The sequence below is a fragment of the Devosia sp. genome (assembly GCF_036406155.1).
Taxonomy (GTDB): Bacteria; Pseudomonadota; Alphaproteobacteria; order Rhizobiales; family Devosiaceae; genus Devosia_A.
The window spans coordinates 1-22976 of sequence record NZ_DASWVV010000074.1 but is presented as its reverse complement, the minus strand read 5'-3'; the positions used below and the strand labels follow the sequence as shown (position 1 = coordinate 22976).

General features: G+C 69.9%; 20 protein-coding genes. 11 read left to right on the top strand and 9 right to left on the bottom strand.

All coding sequences use genetic code 11. The features are described 5' to 3' along the window. Positions 1-1185, top strand: coding sequence for an efflux RND transporter periplasmic adaptor subunit (locus VGD93_RS04720; protein WP_395009681.1), 1185 nt, complete (start codon positions 1-3; stop codon positions 1183-1185). Between the two features lie 18 nt (positions 1186-1203). Here VGD93_RS04720 and VGD93_RS04715 read toward each other — a convergent pair whose 3' ends face one another. Beyond that, the gene (locus tag VGD93_RS04715; protein WP_395009679.1) at positions 1204-3750 is read right to left on the bottom strand and encodes an ABC transporter permease; all 2547 of its coding nucleotides are present in this window, start codon (positions 3748-3750) and stop codon (positions 1204-1206) included. After that, on the bottom strand, positions 3747-4451 hold the full coding sequence (locus VGD93_RS04710) for an ABC transporter ATP-binding protein (RefSeq protein ID WP_395009677.1): 705 nt from the start codon (positions 4449-4451) through the stop codon (positions 3747-3749). The genes VGD93_RS04715 and VGD93_RS04710 overlap by 4 nt, the downstream gene beginning before the upstream one ends. 187 nt (positions 4452-4638) lie before the next feature. Between VGD93_RS04710 and VGD93_RS04705 the strand changes: the two genes are divergently transcribed. After that, positions 4639-5082, top strand: coding sequence for a DUF411 domain-containing protein (locus VGD93_RS04705; protein ID WP_395009676.1), 444 nt, complete (start codon positions 4639-4641; stop codon positions 5080-5082). 9 nt (positions 5083-5091) lie between these two features. Here VGD93_RS04705 and VGD93_RS04700 read toward each other — a convergent pair whose 3' ends face one another. Together VGD93_RS04700 and VGD93_RS04695 are read right to left on the bottom strand one after the other, a co-directional pair. Then, positions 5092-6186: a CapA family protein gene (locus VGD93_RS04700; protein WP_395009675.1), complete on the bottom strand. Its 1095-nt coding sequence runs from the start codon at positions 6184-6186 to the stop codon at positions 5092-5094. A 5-nt stretch (positions 6187-6191) separates the two neighbouring features. Next, positions 6192-7055: a helix-hairpin-helix domain-containing protein gene (locus VGD93_RS04695; RefSeq protein WP_395009673.1), complete on the bottom strand. Its 864-nt coding sequence runs from the start codon at positions 7053-7055 to the stop codon at positions 6192-6194. Between the two features lie 141 nt (positions 7056-7196). Between VGD93_RS04695 and VGD93_RS04690 the strand changes: the two genes are divergently transcribed. From VGD93_RS04690 to VGD93_RS04670, 5 genes are all read left to right on the top strand, one after another. Next, on the top strand, positions 7197-7457 hold the full coding sequence (locus VGD93_RS04690) for a hypothetical protein (protein WP_395009671.1): 261 nt from the start codon (positions 7197-7199) through the stop codon (positions 7455-7457). Then, complete coding sequence (locus tag VGD93_RS04685) at positions 7454-8701, top strand: ABC transporter substrate-binding protein (RefSeq protein WP_395009802.1); 1248 nt, start codon at positions 7454-7456, stop codon at positions 8699-8701. Before VGD93_RS04690 ends, VGD93_RS04685 begins: the two co-directional genes overlap by 4 nt. 89 nt (positions 8702-8790) lie before the next feature. After that, a complete protein-coding gene (locus VGD93_RS04680; protein ID WP_395009669.1) occupies positions 8791-9705 on the top strand; it encodes a carbohydrate ABC transporter permease in 915 nt (304 codons plus the stop codon). Continuing rightward, a complete protein-coding gene (locus VGD93_RS04675) occupies positions 9702-10586 on the top strand; it encodes a carbohydrate ABC transporter permease (RefSeq protein WP_395009667.1) in 885 nt (294 codons plus the stop codon). Before VGD93_RS04680 ends, VGD93_RS04675 begins: the two co-directional genes overlap by 4 nt. Before the next feature lie 4 nt (positions 10587-10590). After that, positions 10591-11697 carry an ABC transporter ATP-binding protein gene (locus tag VGD93_RS04670; protein ID WP_395009665.1) on the top strand — a complete coding sequence of 369 codons (1107 nt, stop codon included), beginning with the start codon at positions 10591-10593 and terminating at the stop codon, positions 11695-11697. A 15-nt stretch (positions 11698-11712) separates the two neighbouring features. Here VGD93_RS04670 and VGD93_RS04665 read toward each other — a convergent pair whose 3' ends face one another. From VGD93_RS04665 to glk, 3 genes are read right to left on the bottom strand one after another with little or no spacing between them, the layout of a single operon-like run. After that, positions 11713-12660 (bottom strand): 1-phosphofructokinase family hexose kinase, encoded by a 948-nt coding sequence (locus VGD93_RS04665; RefSeq protein WP_395009663.1) that lies wholly within the window; start codon positions 12658-12660, stop codon positions 11713-11715. Between the two features lie 3 nt (positions 12661-12663). After that, the gene (locus tag VGD93_RS04660; RefSeq protein WP_395009661.1) at positions 12664-13593 is read right to left on the bottom strand and encodes a class I fructose-bisphosphate aldolase; all 930 of its coding nucleotides are present in this window, start codon (positions 13591-13593) and stop codon (positions 12664-12666) included. 36 nt (positions 13594-13629) lie between these two features. After that, positions 13630-14592 carry a glucokinase gene (glk, locus tag VGD93_RS04655; protein ID WP_395009659.1) on the bottom strand — a complete coding sequence of 321 codons (963 nt, stop codon included), beginning with the start codon at positions 14590-14592 and terminating at the stop codon, positions 13630-13632. A 198-nt stretch (positions 14593-14790) separates the two neighbouring features. Here glk and ppsA point away from each other — a divergent pair, with 198 nt between their 5' ends. Continuing rightward, a complete protein-coding gene (gene ppsA, locus VGD93_RS04650) occupies positions 14791-17199 on the top strand; it encodes a phosphoenolpyruvate synthase (protein WP_395009657.1) in 2409 nt (802 codons plus the stop codon). Further along, positions 17199-17456 carry a hypothetical protein gene (locus tag VGD93_RS04645; RefSeq protein WP_395009655.1) on the top strand — a complete coding sequence of 86 codons (258 nt, stop codon included), beginning with the start codon at positions 17199-17201 and terminating at the stop codon, positions 17454-17456. Before ppsA ends, VGD93_RS04645 begins: the two co-directional genes overlap by 1 nt. A gap of 10 nt (positions 17457-17466) precedes the next feature. Here VGD93_RS04645 and VGD93_RS04640 read toward each other — a convergent pair whose 3' ends face one another. Further along, a complete protein-coding gene (locus VGD93_RS04640) occupies positions 17467-18006 on the bottom strand; it encodes a flavodoxin domain-containing protein (RefSeq protein WP_395009653.1) in 540 nt (179 codons plus the stop codon). 175 nt (positions 18007-18181) lie between these two features. Here VGD93_RS04640 and VGD93_RS04635 point away from each other — a divergent pair, with 175 nt between their 5' ends. Next, a complete protein-coding gene (locus VGD93_RS04635; protein ID WP_395009651.1) occupies positions 18182-19360 on the top strand; it encodes a phosphoserine transaminase in 1179 nt (392 codons plus the stop codon). A 173-nt stretch (positions 19361-19533) separates the two neighbouring features. Next, positions 19534-21117, top strand: coding sequence for a phosphoglycerate dehydrogenase (gene serA / locus VGD93_RS04630; protein WP_395009649.1), 1584 nt, complete (start codon positions 19534-19536; stop codon positions 21115-21117). An 825-nt stretch (positions 21118-21942) separates the two neighbouring features. Here the strand turns inward: serA and VGD93_RS04625 are convergent. Continuing rightward, positions 21943-22885, bottom strand: a protein-coding gene (locus VGD93_RS04625; protein ID WP_395009800.1) for an IS630 family transposase whose coding sequence is annotated in 2 segments (ribosomal slippage) — positions 21943-22549 and positions 22548-22885 — 945 coding nt in all. Because the reading frame shifts where the segments join, the coding sequence is not laid out codon by codon here. Between the last annotated feature and the right edge of the window lie 91 nt (positions 22886-22976).

The following is a 22976-nucleotide window of genomic DNA, read 5'->3' as shown; positions in this document are numbered from 1 at the left end:
ATGAAATGGGGCCGCATCGTCGCTGCCGCCGGGTTCGTGGCCGCCGTCGCCGGTGGCCTGTGGTGGGCGTTCTCGCCCCAGCCCCTCGGCGTCGACATTGCCCGGGTCGAAACCGGGGACTTGCGCATCACCGTCGACGAGGAGGGTCTCGCCCGGGTCCGCGATGTCTACCAGGTCTTTGCCCCCGTGGGTGGCGAATTGCTGCGCCTGCCGGTCAGGGTCGGCGACAGGGTGGCGCAGGGCGCGGTGGTCGCGACGATCCTGCCGCAGGAGAGCGGCCTGCTCGATCCGCGCTCGCGGGCCGAGGCCGAAGCGGCGGTGCGGGCAGCCGAGGCCGGTGTGATGTCGGCCAAGTCCGAGCTGGATATCGCGCTGTCCGAGCGGGACTACTGGCGGACCGAGGTCGAACGCGGCGAGCGGCTGCTCGAGCGCGGCATCGCCACGCTGCAGGCGGCGCAGCAGGCCCGCCTCGAGCTGTCCCGGCGCGAGGCGCTCATCGTCAGCGGGCAGGCGGCGCTGGAGATGCGCACGCACCAGCTCGAGCAGGCGCAGGCGCGCCTCATCGACCCGGCCGCGGCGGCGGATGGCGAGGCGCGCCGGGTGCTGGCGCCGGTCGCCGGCGCCGTGCTCGGCATCGACAACGAGAGCGCCCGCAGCATCATGGCCGGCGCCCCGCTGCTGCAGATCGGCGAGCCGGACGATCTCGAAATCGTGGTCGACCTGTTGTCGGCCGACGCCGTGCGCATCGCGCCGGGGGCGCCCGCCATCATCACCGGCTGGGGCGGGCCGGAGCCGCTGGCCGCCAGGGTGCGCCGCATCGACCCCACCGGCTTCACCCGCGTATCGGCGCTCGGCGTCGAAGAGCAGCGCGTCCCGGTGCACCTCGACCTGCTCGCTCCGCCCGCGGCGCGGCCGCGGCTCGGCCACCTCTACCGCGTCTTCGTCAGCATCGAGGCGCAGCGCGTGGAGCAGGCCGTGCTGATCCCGACGGCGGCCCTGTTCCGGGCTGACAACCAGTGGAGCGCCTTCGTCGTCGAGGCCGGCCGGGCGGTGCTGCGGCCGCTCGTCATCGGCGCGCGGACGGCGGAACTGGCGGAAGTCGTCGCTGGCGTCGCCGCCGGCGCCGAGGTGGTCGTGCACCCGTCTGACCGGCTCGCCGACGGGACGCCGGTCAAGCCGCGCTGACGCGGCTCCGCCGGCGCCTCAGGCTTCGCGCAGGAACCGCGCCGGCCGCGCCGACAGCGCCTTCCACGTGGTCGCCGCGCCGGCGGCGACGGTCAGCAGCACTGCCCCGACGATGACCTCGGCGATCAGCACCGGGTCGGCGGAAAAGCCGATGTCGATGGCGCTCTCGGTGATGGCCCAGGCGCCGGCGACACCGACGATGGTGGCGATCGCCGCCGCGAACGCCCCAAGCAGGCAGTATTCGAGCGCGAACGCCCAGACGACGTCGGCGCGGGTGGCCCCCAGCACCTTGTGCACGGTGGCGTCGGCCTCGCGCTGCTTGCGCCCCGCCGCCATGGTTCCGGCCAGCACGAGCAGGCCGTTGACCACGGCCAGCCCGCCCACGATGTTCACCGCCGTGCCGAGCTGACCGAGGATGCTGACCGCCTGGTTGAGGGCATCGCCGATGGGAATGAAGGTCACCTCGGGGAAGGCGCGGACCAACTCGCGCTCGAGGTCCTTCTCGTGGCCCTCCGCCGCCTTGATGGTGCCGAGGAAGGTCGAGGGGAAGGCCTCGACGACCCCGGGCGACAGGGTGACGATGAAGTTGATCCCCTGCTGATACTCGTAGTCGCGGAAATTGGCGATCGTCGCCTCGATCGTCTCGCCGTAGAGCTCGAAGCTCAGCTTGTCGCCGACGGCGAGCCCGAGGTCGGCCTTCATGCTGATGCGCAGCGATACCAGCGGCGGGCCGTCGTAGTCGGGCGGCCACCACGTCCCGTCCACCACGGTCGATCCCGCCGGCAGGTCGCGTACCCAGGTGATCGGCACCTCGTCGCCGAGCAGGAACTCGGCCTCCTCGCTGATGCCGGTGAGGGTGTCCGGGTCGACCCCGGCGAGGCGGGTGATCTTGCCGCGCAGCATCGGGCTGGATTCGAAGCGGGCGAGGAACGGGTCGCTGCGGGCCATCCCTTCGAGGGTCGCGACCTCGTCGTCGAACAGGTCGGTGGCGACGAAAGTGGGGGCGTCGCGGCTCACGGCGCCCAGCAACTGGCTATGCAGGTTGGCGTTGAGCAGGGCGATGACCAGCAGCATGGCGAGCCCGAGGCCGAGCGACATGATCACCACCGGCGCGGTCGAGCCCGGCCGGTACATGTTGTGCAGCGCGTGGCGCAGCCGGCTGGGCGCGGCCGGCGGCAGCCGCCGCAGCGCGCCCTGCAGCAGCCACGCCGAGCCCCGCAGCAGCAGGAAGGCGAAGACGACGCCGACGGCGTAGCCGCCCACCAGCCACGGGTCGCCGGTGATGAGCACGGCAAGCACGAAGATGCCGGCGACGGCGAGGGCGATGGGCGCGACGACGCCGGGGCGCAGCATGTCCCGGCGGGCCGGCGGCGGCAGCACGGCGCCGAGCGCGCGGAACAGCATGGCCGGGCTCACCTTCTGCGCCCGCACCAGCGGCAGGTAGGAATAGGCGAAGCCGGCCAGCACGCCGAAGCCCGCCGCGGCCAGCAGCGGCATGGGCTCGATCAGCGCCGGCAGGTCGACGCCCAGCGCCCGGCCGAGAAGCGGCAGCATGAGCAGCGACGAGACGCCGCCGAGCAGCACGCCGAGGCCCACCCCGATCGCCGTCAGCACGCCGACCTGGGTCATGAAGTGCACCAGGATGCGCCGGCCGGTCGCCCCGAGGCTGCGCATGGTGGCGATGGAGCGCTGGCGGTCACCGATATAGGCGGTGACGCCGTTGGAGACGCCGACGCCGCCGACCAGCAGCGACGACAGCCCGACGATCAGGAGAAACCGCGCGAACAGGTCGTAATAGCGGGCGAGGCTGCCCGCCGCTTCGCGCGGGGAGCGCGTGCTCCAGTCCTTGTCGTTGAACTGCGCCGCGATGGCGGCGGCCGCCTCGGCGTAGCTCATGTCCCGCAGCACGATCTTGTAGCGGTGCTTGGTCAGCATGCCGGGCAGGGGCGGGCGCAGATTGTCCATGCGCGCCAGCGCGTCGGTCGATACCACCGTGGTCAGCCCGAGATGAAAGCCGCGCACGGCGCCGTCGGGCAGCGTGTTGAGGATGCCGCGGGCCTCGAGTTCGAGGCCGCCAATGGTGAACTTGTCGCCCAGCGCGATGCCGAGCCGGTCGAGCAGCACGACGTCGACGATGGCGCCGTAGCGGCCGTCGCGTTCCCCCAGCAGTACGGCGGGCTTGTCGCCCGGCGTCAGCTGCGGGCTCACCACGTTGCCGAGCAGCGGGTAGTTGCCGGCGACGGCGAGCAGGTCGGCGAAGGCACTGTTGTCGCCGGCCGCGGCGCGGGCGTTGCTGTCGACGACGCTGGTCACCTCCCCCAGCATTTCGAAGAAGGCCAGTTCCTCGGCGGTGGCGTCGCGATCGGGCCGCGAGGCTTCGAGATCGCCGCCCAGCAGCGTCGTCGCATCGCGCACCACGGCGATCCGCAGGCTGTCGCCCACCGAGCCGACCGCGGCGATGACGCCGGTGCCGAGCGCGAGGCAGGCGATGAGCACGCCGAAGCGGCGCAGATCCCCGCGCAGGTCGACGAGCCCCACGCGCATCCAGTCGAGGAGCCGCCTCACGGCTGCGCGACCCCGGCTTCCTCCGACAGTTGGCCGTGGTTCATCAGGAGCCTGCGGTCGGCCCGTGCGGCCAGGGCGCGGTCATGGGTGATCAGCATCACGGCCGTGTGCTGTTTGCGCGCCAGGTCGAACATCAGCGCGATGACGCGCGCCCCGGTGTCCTGGTCGAGGTTGCCGGTCGGCTCGTCGGCCAGCAGCAGCCGCGGCCGCGTCACCATGGCGCGCGCCAGCCCGACCCGCTGCTGCTCGCCGCCCGACAGCGCGCTGGGCAGGTGGGTCAGCCGGTCGGCCAGTCCAACTTCCTCGAGCGCGGCGGCGGCGGCGGCCTGCATCTGTTTGAAGGGCTGGCCGGTTTCGGCGATCTCGAGCGCCAGCGTGACGTTCTCGAGCGCCGTCAGGGACGGGATCAGGTGGAAGTTCTGGAACAGGATGCCGAGGTTGCGGCGCCGGAAGATGGCGAGCTGGTCCTCATCGAGCCCGGTGATGTCCTGGCCCGCCACCACCACCTTGCCGCTCGTTGCCCGCTCGAGGCCGCTCAGCACCATCAGCAGCGAGGTCTTGCCACTGCCGGACGGCCCGACGGTGGCCACCACCTCGCCGGCCTCGACCCGCAGGTTGATGTCCTTGAGGATGTGCAGCGGCACCTTGCCGGACATCAGGTGCAGATTGGTGTCCGTGGTTTCGATGACCGGCGTCGACATGGTCTGGCATTCTCGCTCTGGGGGCGCCGGAGGCGGGGAGCAGGTGTTCCACCGCCTATACACTGCGCAGGGGCCGAGTCCACCCCATATGCCACGGAAGCAGCGGTCGCAACGAGACGCACGCCGAGGTGATGAGCACCGGCGCCGCCGGTGTGCTAGAGGGGGCTGGCACGAGAAGGAGCGATTGATGCGACGCAGGACTTTGCTGCTTTCGGCTGCCGCGCTGCTGCTGCCCGTCACCGGGGCCGGCGCCGCCGCCGCCACGCTTGAGGTGTTCAAGGATGCCGGCTGCGGCTGCTGCGAAGGCTGGATCGCGCATATGCGCCAGCACGGCTTCACGGTCGCGGCAACGGACGTCGCGCCCGAGCACATGGGTGCGCTCAAGGCCGCGGCCGGCATCGGACCGGGTCTCGAATCCTGCCACACCGCGCTGGTCGAAGGCTATGTCGTCGAGGGCCACGTGCCGGCCGGCGACGTCGTCCGCCTCCTGGCCGAGCGCCCCGACGCGGTGGGGCTGTCGGCGCCGGGGATGCCGCTGGGTTCGCCCGGGATGGAGGGCGCCGGGGCCGAGAGCTACGACGTGCTGCTCATCCGCCGCGACGGCGCCACGGAAATATTCGCCCGCCACTGACGGCGGCGCCTACGCGAGTTCGAGGCGCAGGCGCCCGTCCGTGAGCGCGACGCCTCGGCCGAAGCGCCGGCACTCACGATCCATGACCTGGTGCAGCGCTGCCGCCTCCGTGCTGTCCGCAGCAGCGAGGCGGAAATTGCGGATGCGGAAGGGCACCATTTCGAGGCCGGCGAGGCTGCCGTCGGCGCTGTCGACCACCGGCATCCAGAGCAGGGACAAATCGCTGCGCAGGCCGCGCTCCGTGCCGATGCCCTCGTAGTCGTTGAGAAAGTCGCCGCAGCCGTAGACGACGAGTTTGCCGCGATGCACTTCGGCCGCCTTGGGGTGGTGCGAGGAATGGCCGCAGACCACGTCGGCGCCGGCCTCGATCAGCTGATGGGCGAGGCGGCGGTCGGTCGGGTCGATGCCGTAGCCCCAGTTCGGCCCCCAGTGGAGCGAGCAGACGACGATGTCGCCGGGCCGCTTGCCGGCGGCGATGCGCGCCGCGAGGCGCGCCGTTTCCGCCGGCCGCCCGTCGGGCAGGAAGGCGACGCCGGGCCGCTCCTCGCCTGCAGCCCATTCGGCCGGCACGCCGCTGCTGGGGCGGCTGGCGGCATGCACCAGCAGGCGCCCGCCCCCCGCCAGTTCCAGCACCGCCGGCGCCGCCGCCTCGGTGGCGTCGCGCCCGGCGCCGGCCGTTGCGATCCCGGCCGCTGCCAGCACGTCGAGGGTCTCGAGCAGCCCGCGCTCGCCCCAGTCCAGCACGTGGTTGTTGGCGAGCGTGCAGCAGTCGATCCCCGCCGCCGCCAGCACCGGCAGATTGTCCGGATGCATGCGGTAGTTGATGCCCTTGGGCCAGTGCAGGTCGGAGCGCGTCACCGCCGTCTCGAGATTGACGAGCACCGGCGCGGGGCCGGCCAGCAGGTCCAGCGCGTCGCCCCAGACATAGTCGAAGCCCGCCCCGCGCGGGATCGGGCCGTTGGCCCGCTCGGCAATGCGCACATAGTCCGCCGCCGAGGTGAGATAGCCTTCATACAGCACCGGGTCGGACGGGTGGGGCAGGATTTGGTCGATGCCCCGTCCCGTCATCACGTCGCCCGCCAGCAGCATCGCGGTCAGCGCCATCGCCGTCACGCACTCTGCGCCAGGGTGTCGCCCTCGGCCTCGCGGCCGCGCACGACGCGCCTGCCGGCGAGGGCACCGCGCGTCTCGGTGACCACGGTGCACTGCCCCTCGGGCAGGCCGTCGCAATGATAGTAGATCACCACCCAGTCGCCGGTGCGCTGCAGTTCGTGCGCCAGCGCGGTGTTGGAGAACAGCGCCGTGAACTGCCACGGGCCGCGGCCCGTGTGCAGGATCGGCAGCCAAGCCCTGCCCGCGGGGTTGAAGCGACGCGGTGCGATGGTCCGCAGCGCACCGGCCGCGGCCTTCTGCCGATACTCGCGGTCGACGTCGAGCAGCAGCCCGACCGATGGGTGCTCCTGGCCGTCTCGCCGCTGTCGCAGCCGCGGCCGGCCCAGCCGCTCGGCCAGCACGGCGCGGATCATCTGCGCCCGACGCGGGCCGATGCCGGCGACCCGGTCGAGGCTGCCGTCGCTGGCGGCGATCTCCAGCGCTTCGAGGGACTCGATGGGCAGCCCCTCGCACAGGCGCCGGGCGAGTTCAGGGCCGATGCCGGGGATGGTGCGGAACAGGCGTCCCGGCTCGCCCGTGCCGCGTAGCCGGTCGAGCTGGGCCCAGTGCCCGGTCGTCACCATTTCGGCCAGCGCCGCGGCGATGCCGTAGCCGATGCCGGGCAGGATGACGAGGCCGTCGCGGCCCTGTTGCGCGAGAATTTCGGCAACCGGGCGGTCGAGCCCGTCGACGATCTCGGCGCCCCGGCGCCAGGCGGCGACGCGGAAACCGTCGGCGCCCTGCTGCGTCAGCAGGTCGGCGAGTTCGCGCAGCCTCGCGGCGAGTGCGGCGTTGCTGGGCTGGACGGGTCGGTCGCGCATTTGCGCCGACTCTAGAAACGGCGCCCGGCGCGCCATTGATCCCGATCAAGCGGCGCAGCGGGCGGGCGGTGGAATGATCGCCGCTGCAACGGCACGCAATCGGCAGCGTTTACCCACGGCCCAACCGGCAAGGAGCATGAGATGAGCAGCGATCCCCACGGACTTGGAGGCCCCGGCCCGAGCTACGAAGACGTGCGCCATCTGTGCGGCGACGTCGCCGACTGGAAGATCAGCGCCATTCTCGCCACCGGCGCCACGCTGGACGAGATCAACGCTGCCATCGCCTGGGAGGCGGGCGAAGACGACGTCATGGGCGGGGCGCGCCGGCCGCTCGTCGGCGGCGCGGCCGCGGTATACGACATCCTCATCGCCGACGAGGACTACGGCGACGAGGAGCGCTGAGGGCGGGGCGACCTCCCGTTTCGGCCCTGGCGCTGCCCACTGCCGCCCTTGCCGACGGAAGCGTCGAAGTACTGCACTGGTGGACGTCCGGCGGTGAAGCCAGGGCGGTCGGCGAGCTGAAGGCCGCCTTCGAGGCGCAGGGCGGCACCTGGATCGACTCTCCCATCGCCGGGGGCGGCGGCGATGCGGCGATGACCGCGCTGCGCGCCCGCGTCGTTGCCGGCAATCCGCCTTCGGCCGTCCAGCTCAAGGGACCGGGCATCCAGGAATGGGCGGAGCAGGGGGCGCTCGCCGATGTCGACGATGTCGCCAAGGCGGAGAACTGGGATGCGGTGCTGCCGCCCGTACTCGCCGCCATCATGAAATACGAGAACAAATACGTCGCCGCCCCGGTCAACATCCATCGCGTCGACTGGATCTGGGCCAACCCGGCCGTGCTGGCCAAGGTCGGCGTCACCACCATGCCGACCACCTGGGACGAGTTCAACGCAATCGCCGACAAGCTCAAGGAGGCGGGGATCACGCCCTTGGCCAATGGCAGCGATCCGTGGCAGGACCTGACCCTGTGGGACGTGGTCGCACTCGGGGTCGGCGGTGCCGAGTTCTACCAGAAGGCCATCGTGCAGCTCGATCCGGCGGCGCTCACCAGCGACACCATGGTCAAGGTCTTCGACCAGATGCGCAAGATGCGCGGCTATGTGGACGAGGGCTTCGCCGGCCGCTCCTGGGATCTCGCGACCCGCATGGTCATGAACGGCGAGGCGGCGTTCCAGATCATGGGCGACTGGGCCAAGGGCGAGTTCGCGGCGGCCGGCAAGGTGCCGGGCACCGACTATTGGTGCGCGCCCGCTCCCGACCAGGGCGGCTATATCCTCAACTCCGACAGCTTCGTGTTCTTCAAGGTCAGCGGCGAAGACAAGGTCAAGGGCCAGAAGGTGCTGGCGAGCCTCGTCATGTCGCCGAGCTTCCAGGAGACGTTCAACCTCGCCAAGGGGTCGATCCCGGCACGCACGGACGTGGCGCTCGACAAGTTCGATTCCTGCGCCGTCAAGTCGCATGAGGATCTGCTTGCCTCCATCGGCAACAACACGCTGGTGCCGAGCCTCAGCCAGGAGATGGCCATTCCGCGCAGCTATCGCGGGGAATTCCTCGATCTGGTGACCCAGTTCTACAACACCGACATGTCCTCCGCCGACGCCGTCAAGGCGCTGGCCGCGGGCATCGAGCGGGCCAGGGCACAGTAGACCTGGCGGAAGCCGGGGCGGGCGGTGCCTGCCCCGGTCGTCGCGCCGGGCGGCGTCGACCGCCGCAGCGTCACGGAGACAGCCAGGCCATGCCGCCGCCTGCCAGAGCGAAATCGGCCCGCACCCTCGGCATCGACCGCTTTCTCGAGCGCTGGCTGCCGCAGATCGTGGTTTCGCCGCTGTTCGCCGCGAGCCTCATCTTCGTCTACGGCTTCATCGTCTGGACCGTCTACATCTCTTTCACCCGGTCGGGCGTGCTGCCCAGTTACAACCTCGCCGGGCTGCTGCAATACGAGCGCCTGTGGAGCACGCCGCGCTGGTACGTGGCGCTGCAGAACCTGTTCGTCTTCAGCGGGCTGTTCATCGCCGGCTGCATGGCGATCGGCATCCTCCTGGCCATCCTGCTCGACCAGCGCATCCGTATCGAAGGGGTGATCCGCACCATCTACCTCTACCCGATGGCGCTCTCCTTCATCGTCACCGGCACGGCGTGGAAGTGGATCCTCAACCCCACGCTCGGCATCGAGAAATTCGTCCAGGAGCTGGGCTTTCCCGGGTTCAGCTTCGACTGGCTGATCGACCCGCACATGGCCATCTACACCGTGGTCATCGCCGGCGTGTGGCAGTCGTCGGGCTACGTCATGGCCCTGTTCCTTGCCGGGCTCAGGTCCGTCGACGACGAGATCATCCGCGCCGCCGCCATCGACGGGGCCGGGCCGGTTCGCACCTATGCGACGATCATCCTGCCGATCATCCGCCCGGTGTTCCTCAGTTCGATCATCGTCCTCGCCCACATCGCCATCAAGAGCTACGACCTCGTGGTGGCTCTGACCAATGGCGGGCCGGGCTACGCCACCGACCTGCCGGCAACCTTCATGTATTCCTTCGCCTTCCAGCGCAGCGAACTGGGCGTCGCCGCGGCCAGCGCGGTGATGATGCTGGTGACGATCATGGCCATCATCGTGCCCTACCTCTATTCCGAGCTCAGGGGAGGGCGGAAATGAACGGGGAAGGCATCGTCCGCCGCAAGGGCGCGCGCCAGGCGGTCCTGCGCGCCCTGCTGTTCACGGTGCTGGGCCTGTTCTGCCTCGTCTATCTCATGCCGCTGGTGGTGATGATCTCCACCTCGCTCAAGTCGCTGGCCGAGATCCGCACCGGCTCATTCATCGCCCTGCCGCGCGAGGTGACCTTCGACGCCTGGGCCAAGGCCTGGAACTCGGCCTGCGTCGGGGTGCGCTGCAATGGGCTTGCGCCCTATATGTGGAATTCGGTGGCGATGGTGGTGCCGGCGGTGGTCATCTCCACCTTCCTCGGCGCCGTCAACGGCTACGCCCTTACCAAATGGCGCTTCCGCGGCGCCGACACCATCTTCGCGCTGATGCTGTTCGGCGCCTTCATCCCGTTCCAGGTGGTATTGCTGCCGATGGCGAGGACGCTCGGCTATTTCGGGTTGGCCGGCAGCACCTACGGGCTGATCCTGGTGCATACCGTGTACGGGCTGGCCTTCACCACGCTGTTCTTCCGCAATTTCTTCGTCTCGGTCTCGGACGGCATCGTGCAGGCGGCCAAGATCGACGGCGCCGGGTTCTTCGCCATCTTCTTCAAGCTCATGCTGCCCATGGCGGTGCCCACCATCGTCGTCACCGTGATCTGGCAGTTCACCCAGATCTGGAATGACTTCCTGTTCGGCATCGCCTTCACGGTCGGCGACAGCAACCCGGCGACGGTGGCGCTCAACAACATCGTCGCCTCGAGCACGGGCGTGAAGGAATACAATGTCGACATGGCTGCCGCCATCATCGCCGGCCTGCCGACGCTGCTCGTCTACGTGCTGGCCGGCAACTATTTCGTGCGCGGGCTCGCCGCCGGCGCCGTGAAGGGGTGAAGCGATGGTGGAAGTGCGGCTCGACAAGGTGTGGAAGCGGTTCGGCAGCAACGACGTCATCAAGGGCATCGACCTCGTCATCGCCTCGGGCGAATTCGTGGTGCTGGTCGGCCCCTCCGGTTGCGGCAAGTCCACGCTGCTCAACCTCATCGCGGGGCTGGAGACGCTGAGCGGGGGCGACATCCATATCGGCGCGCAGCGCGTCAACGACGTCCCCCCCAAGGACCGCGACATCGCCATGGTGTTCCAGTCCTACGCGCTCTATCCGACCAAGACCGTGCACGGCAACATCACCTTCGGCATGGAGACGCGCAACATCCCCCGCGCCGAGCAGGCGCGGGCGGTGGCCGACGTCTCCCAGCAGCTGCATATCGAGGGCCTGCTCGAGCGCAAGCCCGGGCAGCTCTCCGGCGGGCAGCGCCAGCGCGTCGCCATGGGGCGGGCGCTGGTGCGCGACCCCGACGTGTTCCTGTTCGACGAGCCGCTCTCCAACCTCGATGCCAAGCTCCGGATCGAGATGCGCACCGAGATGAAGAAGCTGCACCAACGGCTGGGCAAGACCACCATCTACGTCACCCACGACCAGGTCGAGGCGATGACGCTGGCGTCCCGCATCGCCGTCATGGACAACGGCCACATCCGGCAGTTCGGCCCGCCGGCGGAGATCTACGAAGACCCGATGGACCTGTTCGTCGCCGGCTTCATGGGCTCGCCCTCGATGAACATCGTGCGTGGCCGCATCGCCGGGGAGGGCGGCGCCCGCGTCGAGGTCGCCGACGCCGAGGGCAGCATCTCCTTCCCGCTGCCCGCCGCCCTCGCTGCCAAGGTGGCGGACCGGCCGGGCGAGGAGGTGGTGCTCGGCCTCAGGCCCGAGATCATCACCCATCCCGGCGCCCACGCGCCCGGCGCCAGCGTCTTCGAGTTCGCGCGCAGCATCGACGTCGTCGAACCCACCGGCCCCGATACGCTGCTGGTCTTCACCCTCGGCGGCAGCGAGGCGATCGGCCGGGTGCGGCCGGACGAGGCGGTCGCAGCCGGCCGGCCCTACCGCTTCCAGGTCAACATGGACAAGGCCAAGCTGTTCGACCCGGCAAGCGGCGTCCGCCTGTAGCGGTTCCCGTGCGGCTCAGGCGGCCCGCTCCGGGGCGATCTGCGCGAAGTAGCGCTCGGTGTCGGCGCGCGTGCACAATTCGGTGGCCTCGGTGGTGACGGCCGAGGCTGCGGCGGCGGCACCATAGCGGCAGGCGTCCTCGAGCCGCCAGCCCTGGGCGAGGCGCAGCACCATGGCGCCGACGAAGCTGTCGCCGGCGCCGACGGCGCTGCGCACCGTGACGGCGGGCGGGCGGACGTAGAAGCTCCCCCCGGCAGTGGCGACATAGGCGCCCTGTTCGACCAGGGTGGCGATGGCGACCTCGGCGGCGCCCCGCCCGATCACGTCGTTGGCGAGCGTGACGGCCGCCGCCCTTGGGTCGTCGCCGCCCACCAGTTCCTGCGCCTCGAGATGGTTGAACCGGACGATGTACGGCTTTTCGGCCAGGGCGGCGGTGAGCGCCGGCCCGGAGGTGTCGAGCACGAAGCGGGCGCCGCTGTCGCGCGCGATCCGCGCCAGGCGCGCGTAGATGTCGGTCGGCATGCCCGGCGGCAGGCTGCCGGTGGCGACGACGAAGCGGTAGCCGTCGCCGATCTTGCGCTCCAGCGCCGCCAGCAGCAGGTCGATCTCGAGGTCTTCGCGGGGCGGCCCGGGCAGCACGAAGCGGTAGTGCTGGCCCGAGGACTGCTCCATCACGGTGAGCGAGAAGCGCGTCTCGCCCCGCGCCTCCCAGACCTCGCAGTCAAGGCCATAGCCCTCGAGGATGGCGCGGTACTGTGCGCCGGTGGCGCCGCCGAGGACGACGAAAGCCCGGCTCTCGCCGCCCAGGATCTTGATGGCGCGCGCGACGTTGGTGCCGCCGCCCCCGGCGTCGTAATGCGGCGGCGTGCACCTCAGCTTGCGCGCCGGCCGCAGCGCCTCGGTCGAGGTGGTGATGTCGAGCGCCGGGTTGAGCGAGATGGTGAGGATCGGCGGCGTCGACATGCCTCAGGCTCCGGCTGTCTCGCCGAGATAGAGGCGGATGACCGTGTCGAGCATGGCCAGTGCGTCCTCGCGCGGGCGCTGGAAGCTGTTGCGGCCCACGATGGAGCCGTGCCCCCCGCCCGCCCGGATGGCGCGCACTTCGTCGTACAGCGCCTGGCTGTCCTTGGCCGGGCCGCCGGAAAACACCACGATGCGGCGGCCGTCGAAGGCCGCCTTGACGACATGGGCGACGCGGTTGGAGAGCACCGAGAAGTCGATGCCCATGCCGGCATAGGCGGACTTGGCCTCGGGCTGCTCGATATGCGCCGAGGGCAGCTTCACCTTGATGATATGGGCTCCCAGCAGGGCCGCCATGTGGGCGGAGTAGGCGACGACGTCGAGCGCCGTCTCGCCGTCCTTGCTCAGCTTGCCGCCGCGCGGGTAGGCCCAGACGACGACGGCGAGGCCGCAGGCGCGCGCCTCGGCGGCGGCCTCGCGCACCTCCTCGAACATCTCGTACTGGCTGTCGGCGCCCGGATAGATGGTGAAGCCGATGGCCGAGCAGCCGAGTTCGAGTGCATCGCCCACCGTACCGGTGATGGCCTGGTCGGCATGGCCGGCGAGGCTGTTGGCGCTGTTGGCCTTGAGGATCAGCGGCACCGCGCCGGCGAACCGGTCGGCGCCCGCGGCGAGCAGGCCGAGCGGCGCGGCGAGGGCGCTCAGCCCGGCCTCCACCGCCAGTTCGAAGACGTAATGCGGATCGTAGCCCGCCGGGTTGGGGGCGAAGCTGCGCGCCGGGCCGTGCTCGAAGCCCTGGTCGACGGGCAGGATGACCAGCTTGCCGGAACCGCCGGTACGCCCGTGCAGCAGCAGCCGCGCGAGGTTGGCCTTCACGCCGGGACGCTCCCCGTCATACTGGGCGAGGATGTGGCGGACGTGGTCGCTGATCTGCATGTCTGGCTCCGGTCGTGGCGGTCGGGCGAGGCCGCTTCAGGCCTCGATCCGTTGTGAAAGGGCGATGGCGGCGCCGCGCAACCCCGCATCCGCGCCGGTCTTGATGACGTGCACGGGAATCGAGGCGACGTAGGCCGCATGCGACCCCTTATAGTCGAATGCGGCGCGGAAAGCGCCCGTCGACATGGCATCGACGATGTTGGGGGCGATGCCGCCGCCGATATAGACGCCGCCGCGGGCGCCGAAGGCGAGGGCGACGTCGGCGGCGAAGCGCCCGAGCCAGGTCACGAACTGTTCGAGCGTCCGGTTCGCCGCGGGATCCTTGTGGGTGCGGACCCGCGCCACGACGTCGGGGGCGCGCAGCGCGTCCTCGCCACGGCCCGAAAGCGCGCGGTAGAGGGCCACGAGGCCGCGGCCGGAGAGCAGTTCCTCGGCGCCGAGATAGCCGGGATCGGCCACCACCTGGCGCAGCAGGGCGAGTTCGGCGGCTTCGGTCGCCCCGAAGGTGACGTGACCGCCCTCGGTGGCGACGGCCACCTGGCCCGTCGGGGCGTTGAGCAGCGCCGCGACGCCCAGCCCGGTGCCGGGGCCCAGGACCGCCATCGGTGCGCCGCCGACCGCGGTGCCGCCGCCGATGCGGTGCAGATCGTGCGCGGTGAGGCGGGGCAGGGCCAGTGCCAAGGCTCCAAAATCGTTGACGAAGTGCACGTGTGTGGCCTGCGTGATCATGCGGATTTGGTCGCGCTCGAACCGCCAGGGGCGGTTGGTCATGGTGGCGGCGCCGTCGGCGACGGGGCCGGCGATGGCGAGTCCCACCATGTCCGGCCGCTCGGGGACGCTCTTGAGGTAGCGCTCGATCGCCTGCCGCGGGTCGTCGAAATCGGCGCTCGCCAGCAGCGCGAAATCGCTGATCGTCAATTCGTCGATGTCGGCGATGGCGAAGCGCATGTTGGTGCCGCCAATATCGCCCACCAGCGCCCTGCGGGAATATCTTTTCATCGCGTCCTCTCGATCGGCCCGGGTGTGTGACACCCGTACGCAATCCGGCGCGGCTGCAGGTTGATCTGGATCATGGGGCGGCCCCGGGCGGCGCCGACAATTGACTGAAATCAAGACGCGGGCGGGCGAAGGCGCCCACGCTGCAAGCCTCGGGGGAGCGCGCCGGCGCACCCCCGGCCTCAGAGCGGGAGTGCGGGAATGGCGAAGCAGCGGTCGCCCATTGCATGGTTCGAGGACATCGGGCGCGCCGACGTTGCGCTGGTCGGGGGCAAGAACGCCTCGCTGGGCGAGATGGTGCGGGCCCTGGCCGGCAAGGGCATCAAGGTGCCGCCGGGCTTTGCCACGACCGCCGCCGCCTATTGGCAGTATCTCGACGCCAACGATTTGCGCCAGCGTGTCGGCGCGCTCCTCGCCGAGTGGGACGCCGGCAAGGCCAGCCTCGCCGAAACCGGGCAGGCCATCCGCGCCCTGCTGCTCAAGGGCGATTGGCCGGCCGACGTCGCGACCGCCATCGTCGAGGCCTATCGCAAGCTGTGCAAACGCACCGGCAAGAACGAGGTCGCCGTCGCCGTGCGTTCGAGCGCGACCGCTGAGGACCTGCCGGACGCGAGCTTTGCCGGCCAGCAGGAGACCTTCCTCAACATTACGGGCGAGGAGGCCCTGCTCAGGGCCTGCCGGCGCTGCTACGCGTCGCTGTTCACCGACCGCGCCATCAGCTACCGCCAGGCCAAGGGCTTCGACCACATGCAGGTTGCGCTCTCCATCGGCGTGCAGCAGATGGTGCGCGCCGACCAGGGCGGCTCGGGCGTCATGTTCTCGCTCGACACCGATACCGGCTTCGACCGGGTGGTGCTCATCAACGCCGCCTGGGGGCTGGGCGAGAACGTCGTGCAGGGCACCGTCGATCCCGACGAGTACCAGGTGTTCAAGCCCCTGCTCACGGACAGGACGCTGGTCCCGATCGTCGAGAAGAAGCTCGGCAACAAGGCGCAGAAGCTGATCTACGGGGCCGGCGACAGCCCGACCCGCAACGTGCCGACCTCGAAGGCCGAGCGGGCCGCCTACGTGCTGGGCGACGACGAGATCCTCGCCCTGGCGCGCTGGGCCGTAATCATCGAGGAGCACTATGGCCGGCCGATGGACATGGAATGGGGGCGGGACGGGGAAACCGGCGAGATCTTCATCCTGCAGGCCCGCCCCGAGACCGTGCAGGCGCGCCGCGAGGCCGGCGTGTTCAAGGCCTACAGCATCGGCGCCAAGGGCCCGGTGGCGGCGCGCGGCCTGTCGATCGGCGACCAGGTGGTGAGCGGCCATGTCTGCCTGATCGAAAGCGCCCGGGACATCGACCAGTTCATCGACGGCTCGATCCTCGTCACCGCCACCACCGATCCCGACTGGGTGCCGGTGATGAAGCGCGCCGCCGCCATCGTCACCGACCACGGCGGCCGCACGTCGCACGCCGCAATCGTCAGCCGCGAGCTGGGCCTGCCCGCCGTCGTCGGCACCGGCAACGCCACCGAGGTGCTGCACAGCGGCGAGGAGGTCACCGTTTCCTGCGCCGAGGGCGACGAGGGCTTCGTCTACGAGGGACGGGCCGAGTTCAGCGTCCGGACCGTCGACGTCGCCGGGCTGCCGCAGACCCGCACCGCGGTCATGCTCAATCTCGCCAACCCCGGGGCCGCTTTCCGCTGGTGGCGCCTGCCGGCCGACGGAGTGGGGCTGGCGCGCATGGAATTCGTGGTCACCAATTCCATCCGCGTGCACCCGCTGGCGCTGCTGCATTTCGACCGGCTGCGGGACGAGGCGGCCAAGGATGAAATCGCCGCCCTGACAGCCGGTTACGAGGACAAGGCCGAATATTTCGTCGACCGGCTGTCGCGTGGCCTCGCCCGCATCGCCGCTGCCCTCTATCCGCGGCCGGTCATCGTCAGGATGAGCGACTTCAAGACCAACGAATATGCCGGCCTGGTCGGGGGGCGCGAATTCGAGCCGAGGGAGGAGAACCCGATGCTCGGCTTTCGCGGTGCCTCGCGCTACTATTCGGCGCAGTACCGCGACGGCTTTGCCCTCGAATGCCGGGCGATCCGGCGGCTGCGCGAGGACATGGGCTTCCGCAACGTCGTCGTCATGATCCCCTTCTGCCGCTCGGTGGGGGAGGCGGACCGGGTGCTGCGGGAGATGGAAGGGAGCGGCCTCAAGCGCGGCAAGGACGGGCTCGAGGTCTATGTCATGTGCGAGATCCCCTCCAACGTCATTCTCGCGAAGCAGTTCGCCGACCGCTTCGACGGCTTTTCCATCGGCTCGAACGACCTGACGCAGCTGACGCTGGGGGTCGATCGCGATTCGGGCGAGCTGGCCGAATTGTTCGACGAGCAGGACGAGGCGGTGCGCTGGATGATCGCGCGGGTGATCGCCGAGGCGGGCAAGGCCGGCGCCAAGATCGGGCTGTGCGGGCAGGCGCCGAGCGACCACCCCGAATTCGCCGAGTTCCTGGTCGAGTGCGGCATCGATTCGATTTCGGTGAGCCCGGACAGCTTCATTGCCGTGAAGCAGCGGGTCGCGGCTGCCGAGGCCCGCCTCGCCCGGCGCAAGCGGGAGCGGGCGTGATGGCCGGCCTCGACGCCCGCGAGCAGGCGCAACTCGGTCTCAAGAAGATCGAGGACGCTGTCGTCATGCTGCTGTCGCGCGCCCCGGACGGCCTCGCCATCGACGACATCGCCCGCGACCTCGGCCTGAGCGAAGGGCTGCCGCCGAACCGGCGCAACGCGCTCGCCTCCGCCGTCCTCGAGGTGCTGGTGCATACCGGCCGCATCCTGTGGGACGAGGCGGGCGGCGTGTGGCGCGACAATCCCGAGATGGGATAGGCGGGAAGACCTACGGCTCGCCCGCGGCGTGGGCGAGCCCACCTGCTTCGATCCCGGCGGCGAGGCCGCGCGGGCTGCCCTGGTCCTCGACGAAGCGGCGCACGATGGTGGCGAGCCATTCGCGTGCCGGCTTCATCTCGCCCACGTCGACGTCACGCCGCGGCGCGAGGCGGGCGGCGCCCATAGCCGCCAGCCGCCGGTCGAGGCGCTTGCCGGCGCCGCAGAACTCGTCGTAGCCGGAATCGCCGAGCGCCATGACGGCGAAGCGCACCTCGTGCAGGTCGAGCTCGGATTCGTCGAGGAAGTCGAAGAAGTCGATCGCCGATTCGGGCGGGTCGCCCTCGCCATGCGTGCTGGTGATGGCGAGGATGTCGCGTTCGCCTGCGAGCTTGGCGGTGTTGTAGGTGGCGAGGTCCCTGAGCCGCACCGCGGCGCCCATGGACAGCGCCAGCGTCGCGGCGGCCTCGGCAAGGTCCGCGGCATGGCCGGTTTCGGTGGCGAACAGGATGGTGAGCGGACGGGCCGCCAGATTCAGGACAGGGATCGACATGCTCGATGCTGACCACAGAGGCGGCACGCCTTCCTTGCGCCGGCGCAAACAGCGCGGCGGGGCGACCCGGAAAATTCGCCGTTCCGCCCCATTGACTCGGCCCCGCCGCGAGGCATATGAGCGGCCTCAGGACATCTTGCCCTAACGCAAGACTTTCGACCTGGGAGGGTCGCACATGACAGAAGCCCTGACCGCGCCGGCGGTGAAACCGGCCAATCCCAATTTTTCATCGGGCCCCTGCGCCAAGCGTCCTGGCTGGACGGTGGACGTACTGGCCAATGCGCTGCTCGGCCGCTCGCACCGGTCCAAGCCGGGCAAGGCCCGCATCCAGCGCGCCATCGACCTCACCCGCGAACTGCTCGAGGTCCCCGCCGACTACCTGATCGGCATCGTCCCCGCCTCCGATACCGGCGCCGTCGAGATGGCGCTGTGGGGCCTGCTCGGCGCCCGCGGCGTCGACATGCTGGCCTGGGAATCGTTCGGCGAAGGCTGGGTCACCGACGTCACCAAGCAGCTCAAGCTCGAGGACGTGCGCGTCATCCGCGCCCCCTACGGTGAGCTGCCCGACCTGGCCCAGGTCGATTTCGGCCGCGACGTGGTGTTCACCTGGAACGGCACCACCTCGGGCGTGCGCGTCCCCGACGGCGACTGGATCCCGGCCGACCGGCAGGGGCTGACCATCTGCGACGCCACTTCGGCGGCCTTCGCCCAGAACCTCGACTTTTCGAAGCTCGACGTCGTCACCTTCTCCTGGCAGAAGGCGCTGGGCGGGGAGGCGGCGCACGGCATCCTCATCCTCAGCCCGCGCGCCGTCGAGCGGCTCGAGACGTTCAAGCCCGACCGCCCGCTGCCCAAGATCTTCCGGCTCACCAAGGGCGGCAAGCTGCTGCGCGAGGTGTTCGAGGCGGCCACCATCAACACCCCCTCGATGCTGGTCATCGAGGACGCCATCGACGCCATGGAATGGGCCCGCTCGCTCGGCGGCCGCAAGGCGTTGCAGGCCCGCGCCGACGCGAACTTCAAGGTGCTGGATGCGTGGGTGGCGCGTACCCCCTGGGTCGATTTCCTCGCCCAGGCGCCGGCGAGCCGCTCCAACACCTCGGTGTGCCTGTCGATCGTCGACCCGGCGGTCACGGCGCTCGGCGCCGAGGCGCAGGCGGCCTTCGCCAAGGCCATCGTCGCCCGCCTCGACAAGGCCGGCGCCGCCTACGACATCGGCGCCTACAAGGACGCCCCCCCGGGCCTCAGGATCTGGGCCGGCTCGACCATCGAGGCGTCCGACCTCGAAAAGCTGACGCCGTGGCTCGACTGGGCCTTCGCCGCCGAGAAAGCCGCGCTCAAGGCGGCTGCGTAGTTCCGACTTCACGACCCCCACCCTCGGTTTCTCCCCGCAAGGGGGAGGGAAGCGAACGAACCGGGGCCCGGGAGCCCGGGTTCGACTCCACCCCTTGAGGGGGCCGGGGTGCCGGGGTGGGGGTTCATAAGTTTCCGCCGGCGACTGTTCCGGCAAGCAATCAGGAGGCACCCATGCCCAAGGTTCTCGTTTCCGACAAGCTGTCGAAGACCGCCGTCCAGATCTTCAAGGATTACGGCGTCGAGGTCGACTACCTGCCCGATCTGGGCAAGGACAAGGACAAGCTCTACGAAGTCATCGGCGAATACGACGGCCTCGCCATCCGCTCGGCGACCAAGGTCACCGAGAAAATCCTGAGTGCTGCCAAGAAGTTGAAGGTGATCGGCCGGGCCGGCATCGGGGTCGACAATGTCGACATCCCGGCGGCGACCAAGCAGGGCATCATCGTCATGAACACGCCCTTCGGCAACTCCATCACCACCGCCGAACACGCCATTTCGCTGATGCTGTCGCTGGCGCGCCAGATCCCCGAAGCCGATGCCTCGACCCGCGCCTCCAAATGGGAGAAGAACCGCTTCATGGGCGTCGAGGTCACCAACAAGACGCTCGGCATCATCGGGGCGGGCAATATCGGCTCGATCGTCGCTGATCGGGCGCAGGGGCTGAAGATGAAGGTCATCGCCTTCGACCCGTTCCTCGCGCCCGACCGCGCCATGGAGATCGGCGTCGAGAAGGTCGACCTCGACGAACTGCTCCGGCGTGCCGACTTCATCACGCTGCACACCCCGTTGACCGAGCAGACGCGCAACATCCTGTCGGCGGACGCGTTCGCCAAGATGAAGGACGGCGTGCGCATCATCAATTGCGCCCGCGGCGGACTGATCGACGAGAAGGCGCTCTACGCGGCGCTCGAATCGGGCAAGGTCGCCGGCGCCGCGCTCGACGTCTTCCTCGAGGAGCCGGCCCAGAACAACCCGCTGTTCGAGCTGCCCAACGTCATCTGCACCCCGCATTTGGGCGCCTCGACCACCGAGGCGCAGGAGAACGTGGCGCTGCAGGTGGCCGAGCAGATTTCGGCCTATCTGATGCACGGCGAGATCTCCAACGCGCTCAACTTCCCCTCGATCACCGCCGAGGAGGCGCCGCGGCTGACCCCGTGGGTGCAGCTGGCCGAGGCGCTCGGCTCGTTTGCCGGGCAATTGACCGAGACCGCGATCCGCGGCGTGCGCATCGAATACGAGGGCGACGTCGCCTCGCTCAACACAAGGCCGATGACGGCGGCGGCGCTCTACGGCGTGCTCAAGCCGACGCTGCACGAGATCAACATGGTCTCGGCCCCGCAGATCGCCAAGGATCGCGGCATCCAGGTCGAAACCACCACGCGCGACCAGCAGGGTGCCTATGAGAACTATATCCGCCTCACCGTGGTCACCGAGCGGCAGGAGCGCGGCGTCGCCGGCACCGTCTTCGCCAACGGCAAGCCGCGCGTCATCCAGGTCAAGGGCATCAACATGGATGCCGAACTGACGCCGTCCATGCTGTACGTGACCAACGAGGACAAGCCCGGCCATATCGGCCGGCTGGGCACGCTGCTCGGCAAGCTCGACATCAACATCGCCAACTTCAACCTGGGCCGTGCCGAGGTGGGCGGCGATGCCATCGCGCTGCTCTCCATCGACGGCACCCTGACCGACGAACAGCTCCAGCAGATCGCCGGCCTCGAAGGGGTGAAGCAGGCCAAGGCACTGCGCTTCTGAGCCGGAGCGGGAGTTTCCGGGGGTCCATCGGCGCCCGCAGTGTTCCCGCGCGGAGGCCGTGTGACCCCCTCCCCAACCCTCCCCACAAGGGGGAGGGTGTCCTCCGGTGGGTGTGGCGCGATCGTGCCCCAGGGCCGGCAGCGGGCACCCGGGAGTGACCCCCTCCCCGACCCTCCCCACAAGGGGGAGGGTGCGCCCCGGTGGGTGTGACGCGATCGTGCCCCAGGGCCGGCAGCGGGCACCCGTCATCCGCCGGACCCGGCAGCAACGCACCCTTCACCCTCCCCCGCGAAGCGCGGGGAGGGTCGGGGAGGGGGTGGCGCAGCGGGCCGACGAGGATGACGTTTGGTGGTCGGGGCCGTGTCCTGCAGTCGGAACTCTTCTCCCGCGCGGAGGCGGGGAGTGACCCCCTCCCCGACCCTCCCCGCAAGGGGGAGGGTGCGCCCCGGTGGGTGTGACGCGATCGTGCCCCAGGGCCGGCAGCGGGCACCCGTCACCAGAGCCAGCCGCAACGCACCCTTCACCCTCCCCCGCGAAGCGCGGGGAGGGTCGGGGAGGGGGTGGTGCAGCGGGCCGACGAGGATGAGGTTCGGTGGCTGGGGCCGTGTCCTGCAGTCGGGACTCTTTCTCCCGCGCGGAGGCGGGTGTGACCCCCTCCCCGACCCTCCCCACAAGGGGGAGGGTGCGCCCCGGTGCACTTGGCGCGATCGTGCCCCAGGGCCGGCAGCGGGCACCCGGGTGTGACCCCCTCCCCAACCCTCCCCACAAGGGGGAGGGTGTCCTCCGGTGGAGTGTGATCCGATCGTGCCCTAGAGCGGTTCTGGCTTAGTTTGAAGCATATCCTGCATTTGCGAAGTAGTTTGCGCATTCTTCTGGCTCGATGGATTGGACGAGGGCGCCGATGTGGCGCCATGTATCGGGGACGGTTCGGCGCTGGGCCATGCGCATGCAGTGCTTGATCTTGGCGAAGGCCTGCTCGATGGGGTTGAGGTCAGGGGAGTAGGGCGGCAGGTACCAGAGCCTTGCGCCGCGGGCTTGGATGGCGGTGCGGATGTCGGCAGCCTTGTGGCTGCCCAGATTGTCCATGACGACGATGTCGCCGGGCCTGAGGGTGTCGAGCAACTGCTGGTCGAGCCAGGCGCGGAAGGCGCGGCCGTTGATGGGGCCGTCGAAGACGCAGGGGGCGCTGATGCCGTCCTGGCGCAGCGCGGCGACGAAGGTCATGGTGCGCCAGTGGCCGTGCGGGGCGTAGCCGCGCAGTCGCCGGCCCTTCCGGCCCCAGCCGCGCAGCGGCGCCATGTTGGTCTTGATCCAGGTCTCGTCGATGAACACCAGGCGGGACGGGTCGAGCCGTCCCTGCCAGCTCTTCCAGCGCTCTCGCCTGCGGGCGATATCCGCCCGCGCCTGCTCAAGGGCGAACAGCGTTTTTTTTGAAGCGCAGCCCCTCGGCCCGCAGGAACTGCCAGACCGTGTCGTGCGACACCCGCACCCCCCGCGCCGCCAGTTCGTCCCTCAGCTTGAACAGCGTCAGGTGCGGAACCTGCTCGATCCGCTCGATGATGAAGGCCCGGTGCGGCAACAGGATCCGCTTGCGGTAGCCGCCCATCTTCGCCGGCGCCACCGATCCCGTCGCCCGCCAGCGCTGGTGCCACTTCACCACCGAGGACACCGCAACCCCAAACCGCGCTGCCACCGCCCGGCAGCTCTCCCCGCCCGCAACCGCCGCTACAACCCGCTCCCGAAGATCATTGGAAAGAGGTCTCATCAGATGCTGGCCTCCTCACCAGTCAGCATCTTGAATCACAAACACCCCAAAACCGGAATCCCCTGCGATTCAAAAAAGAGCCGAACCGCTCTAG

Bases quoted from the DNA above. Each gene is read 5' to 3' on its own strand.
- VGD93_RS04720 (WP_395009681.1), top strand. From the start codon at position 1: ATGAAATGGGGCCGCATCGTCGCTGCCGCCGGGTTCGTGGCCGCCGTC.
- VGD93_RS04710 (WP_395009677.1), bottom strand. From the start codon at position 4,451: ATGTCGACGCCGGTCATCGAAACCACGGACACCAATCTGCACCTGATG.
- VGD93_RS04705 (WP_395009676.1), top strand. From the start codon at position 4,639: ATGCGACGCAGGACTTTGCTGCTTTCGGCTGCCGCGCTGCTGCTGCCC.
- VGD93_RS04700 (WP_395009675.1), bottom strand. From the start codon at position 6,186: ATGGCGCTGACCGCGATGCTGCTGGCGGGCGACGTGATGACGGGACGG.
- VGD93_RS04695 (WP_395009673.1), bottom strand. From the start codon at position 7,055: ATGCGCGACCGACCCGTCCAGCCCAGCAACGCCGCACTCGCCGCGAGG.
- VGD93_RS04690 (WP_395009671.1), top strand. From the start codon at position 7,197: ATGAGCAGCGATCCCCACGGACTTGGAGGCCCCGGCCCGAGCTACGAA.
- VGD93_RS04680 (WP_395009669.1), top strand. From the start codon at position 8,791: ATGCCGCCGCCTGCCAGAGCGAAATCGGCCCGCACCCTCGGCATCGAC.
- VGD93_RS04675 (WP_395009667.1), top strand. From the start codon at position 9,702: ATGAACGGGGAAGGCATCGTCCGCCGCAAGGGCGCGCGCCAGGCGGTC.
- VGD93_RS04670 (WP_395009665.1), top strand. From the start codon at position 10,591: ATGGTGGAAGTGCGGCTCGACAAGGTGTGGAAGCGGTTCGGCAGCAAC.
- VGD93_RS04665 (WP_395009663.1), bottom strand. From the start codon at position 12,660: ATGTCGACGCCGCCGATCCTCACCATCTCGCTCAACCCGGCGCTCGAC.
- VGD93_RS04660 (WP_395009661.1), bottom strand. From the start codon at position 13,593: ATGCAGATCAGCGACCACGTCCGCCACATCCTCGCCCAGTATGACGGG.
- glk (WP_395009659.1), bottom strand. From the start codon at position 14,592: ATGAAAAGATATTCCCGCAGGGCGCTGGTGGGCGATATTGGCGGCACC.
- ppsA (WP_395009657.1), top strand. From the start codon at position 14,791: ATGGCGAAGCAGCGGTCGCCCATTGCATGGTTCGAGGACATCGGGCGC.
- VGD93_RS04645 (WP_395009655.1), top strand. From the start codon at position 17,199: ATGGCCGGCCTCGACGCCCGCGAGCAGGCGCAACTCGGTCTCAAGAAG.
- VGD93_RS04640 (WP_395009653.1), bottom strand. From the start codon at position 18,006: ATGTCGATCCCTGTCCTGAATCTGGCGGCCCGTCCGCTCACCATCCTG.
- VGD93_RS04635 (WP_395009651.1), top strand. From the start codon at position 18,182: ATGACAGAAGCCCTGACCGCGCCGGCGGTGAAACCGGCCAATCCCAAT.
- serA (WP_395009649.1), top strand. From the start codon at position 19,534: ATGCCCAAGGTTCTCGTTTCCGACAAGCTGTCGAAGACCGCCGTCCAG.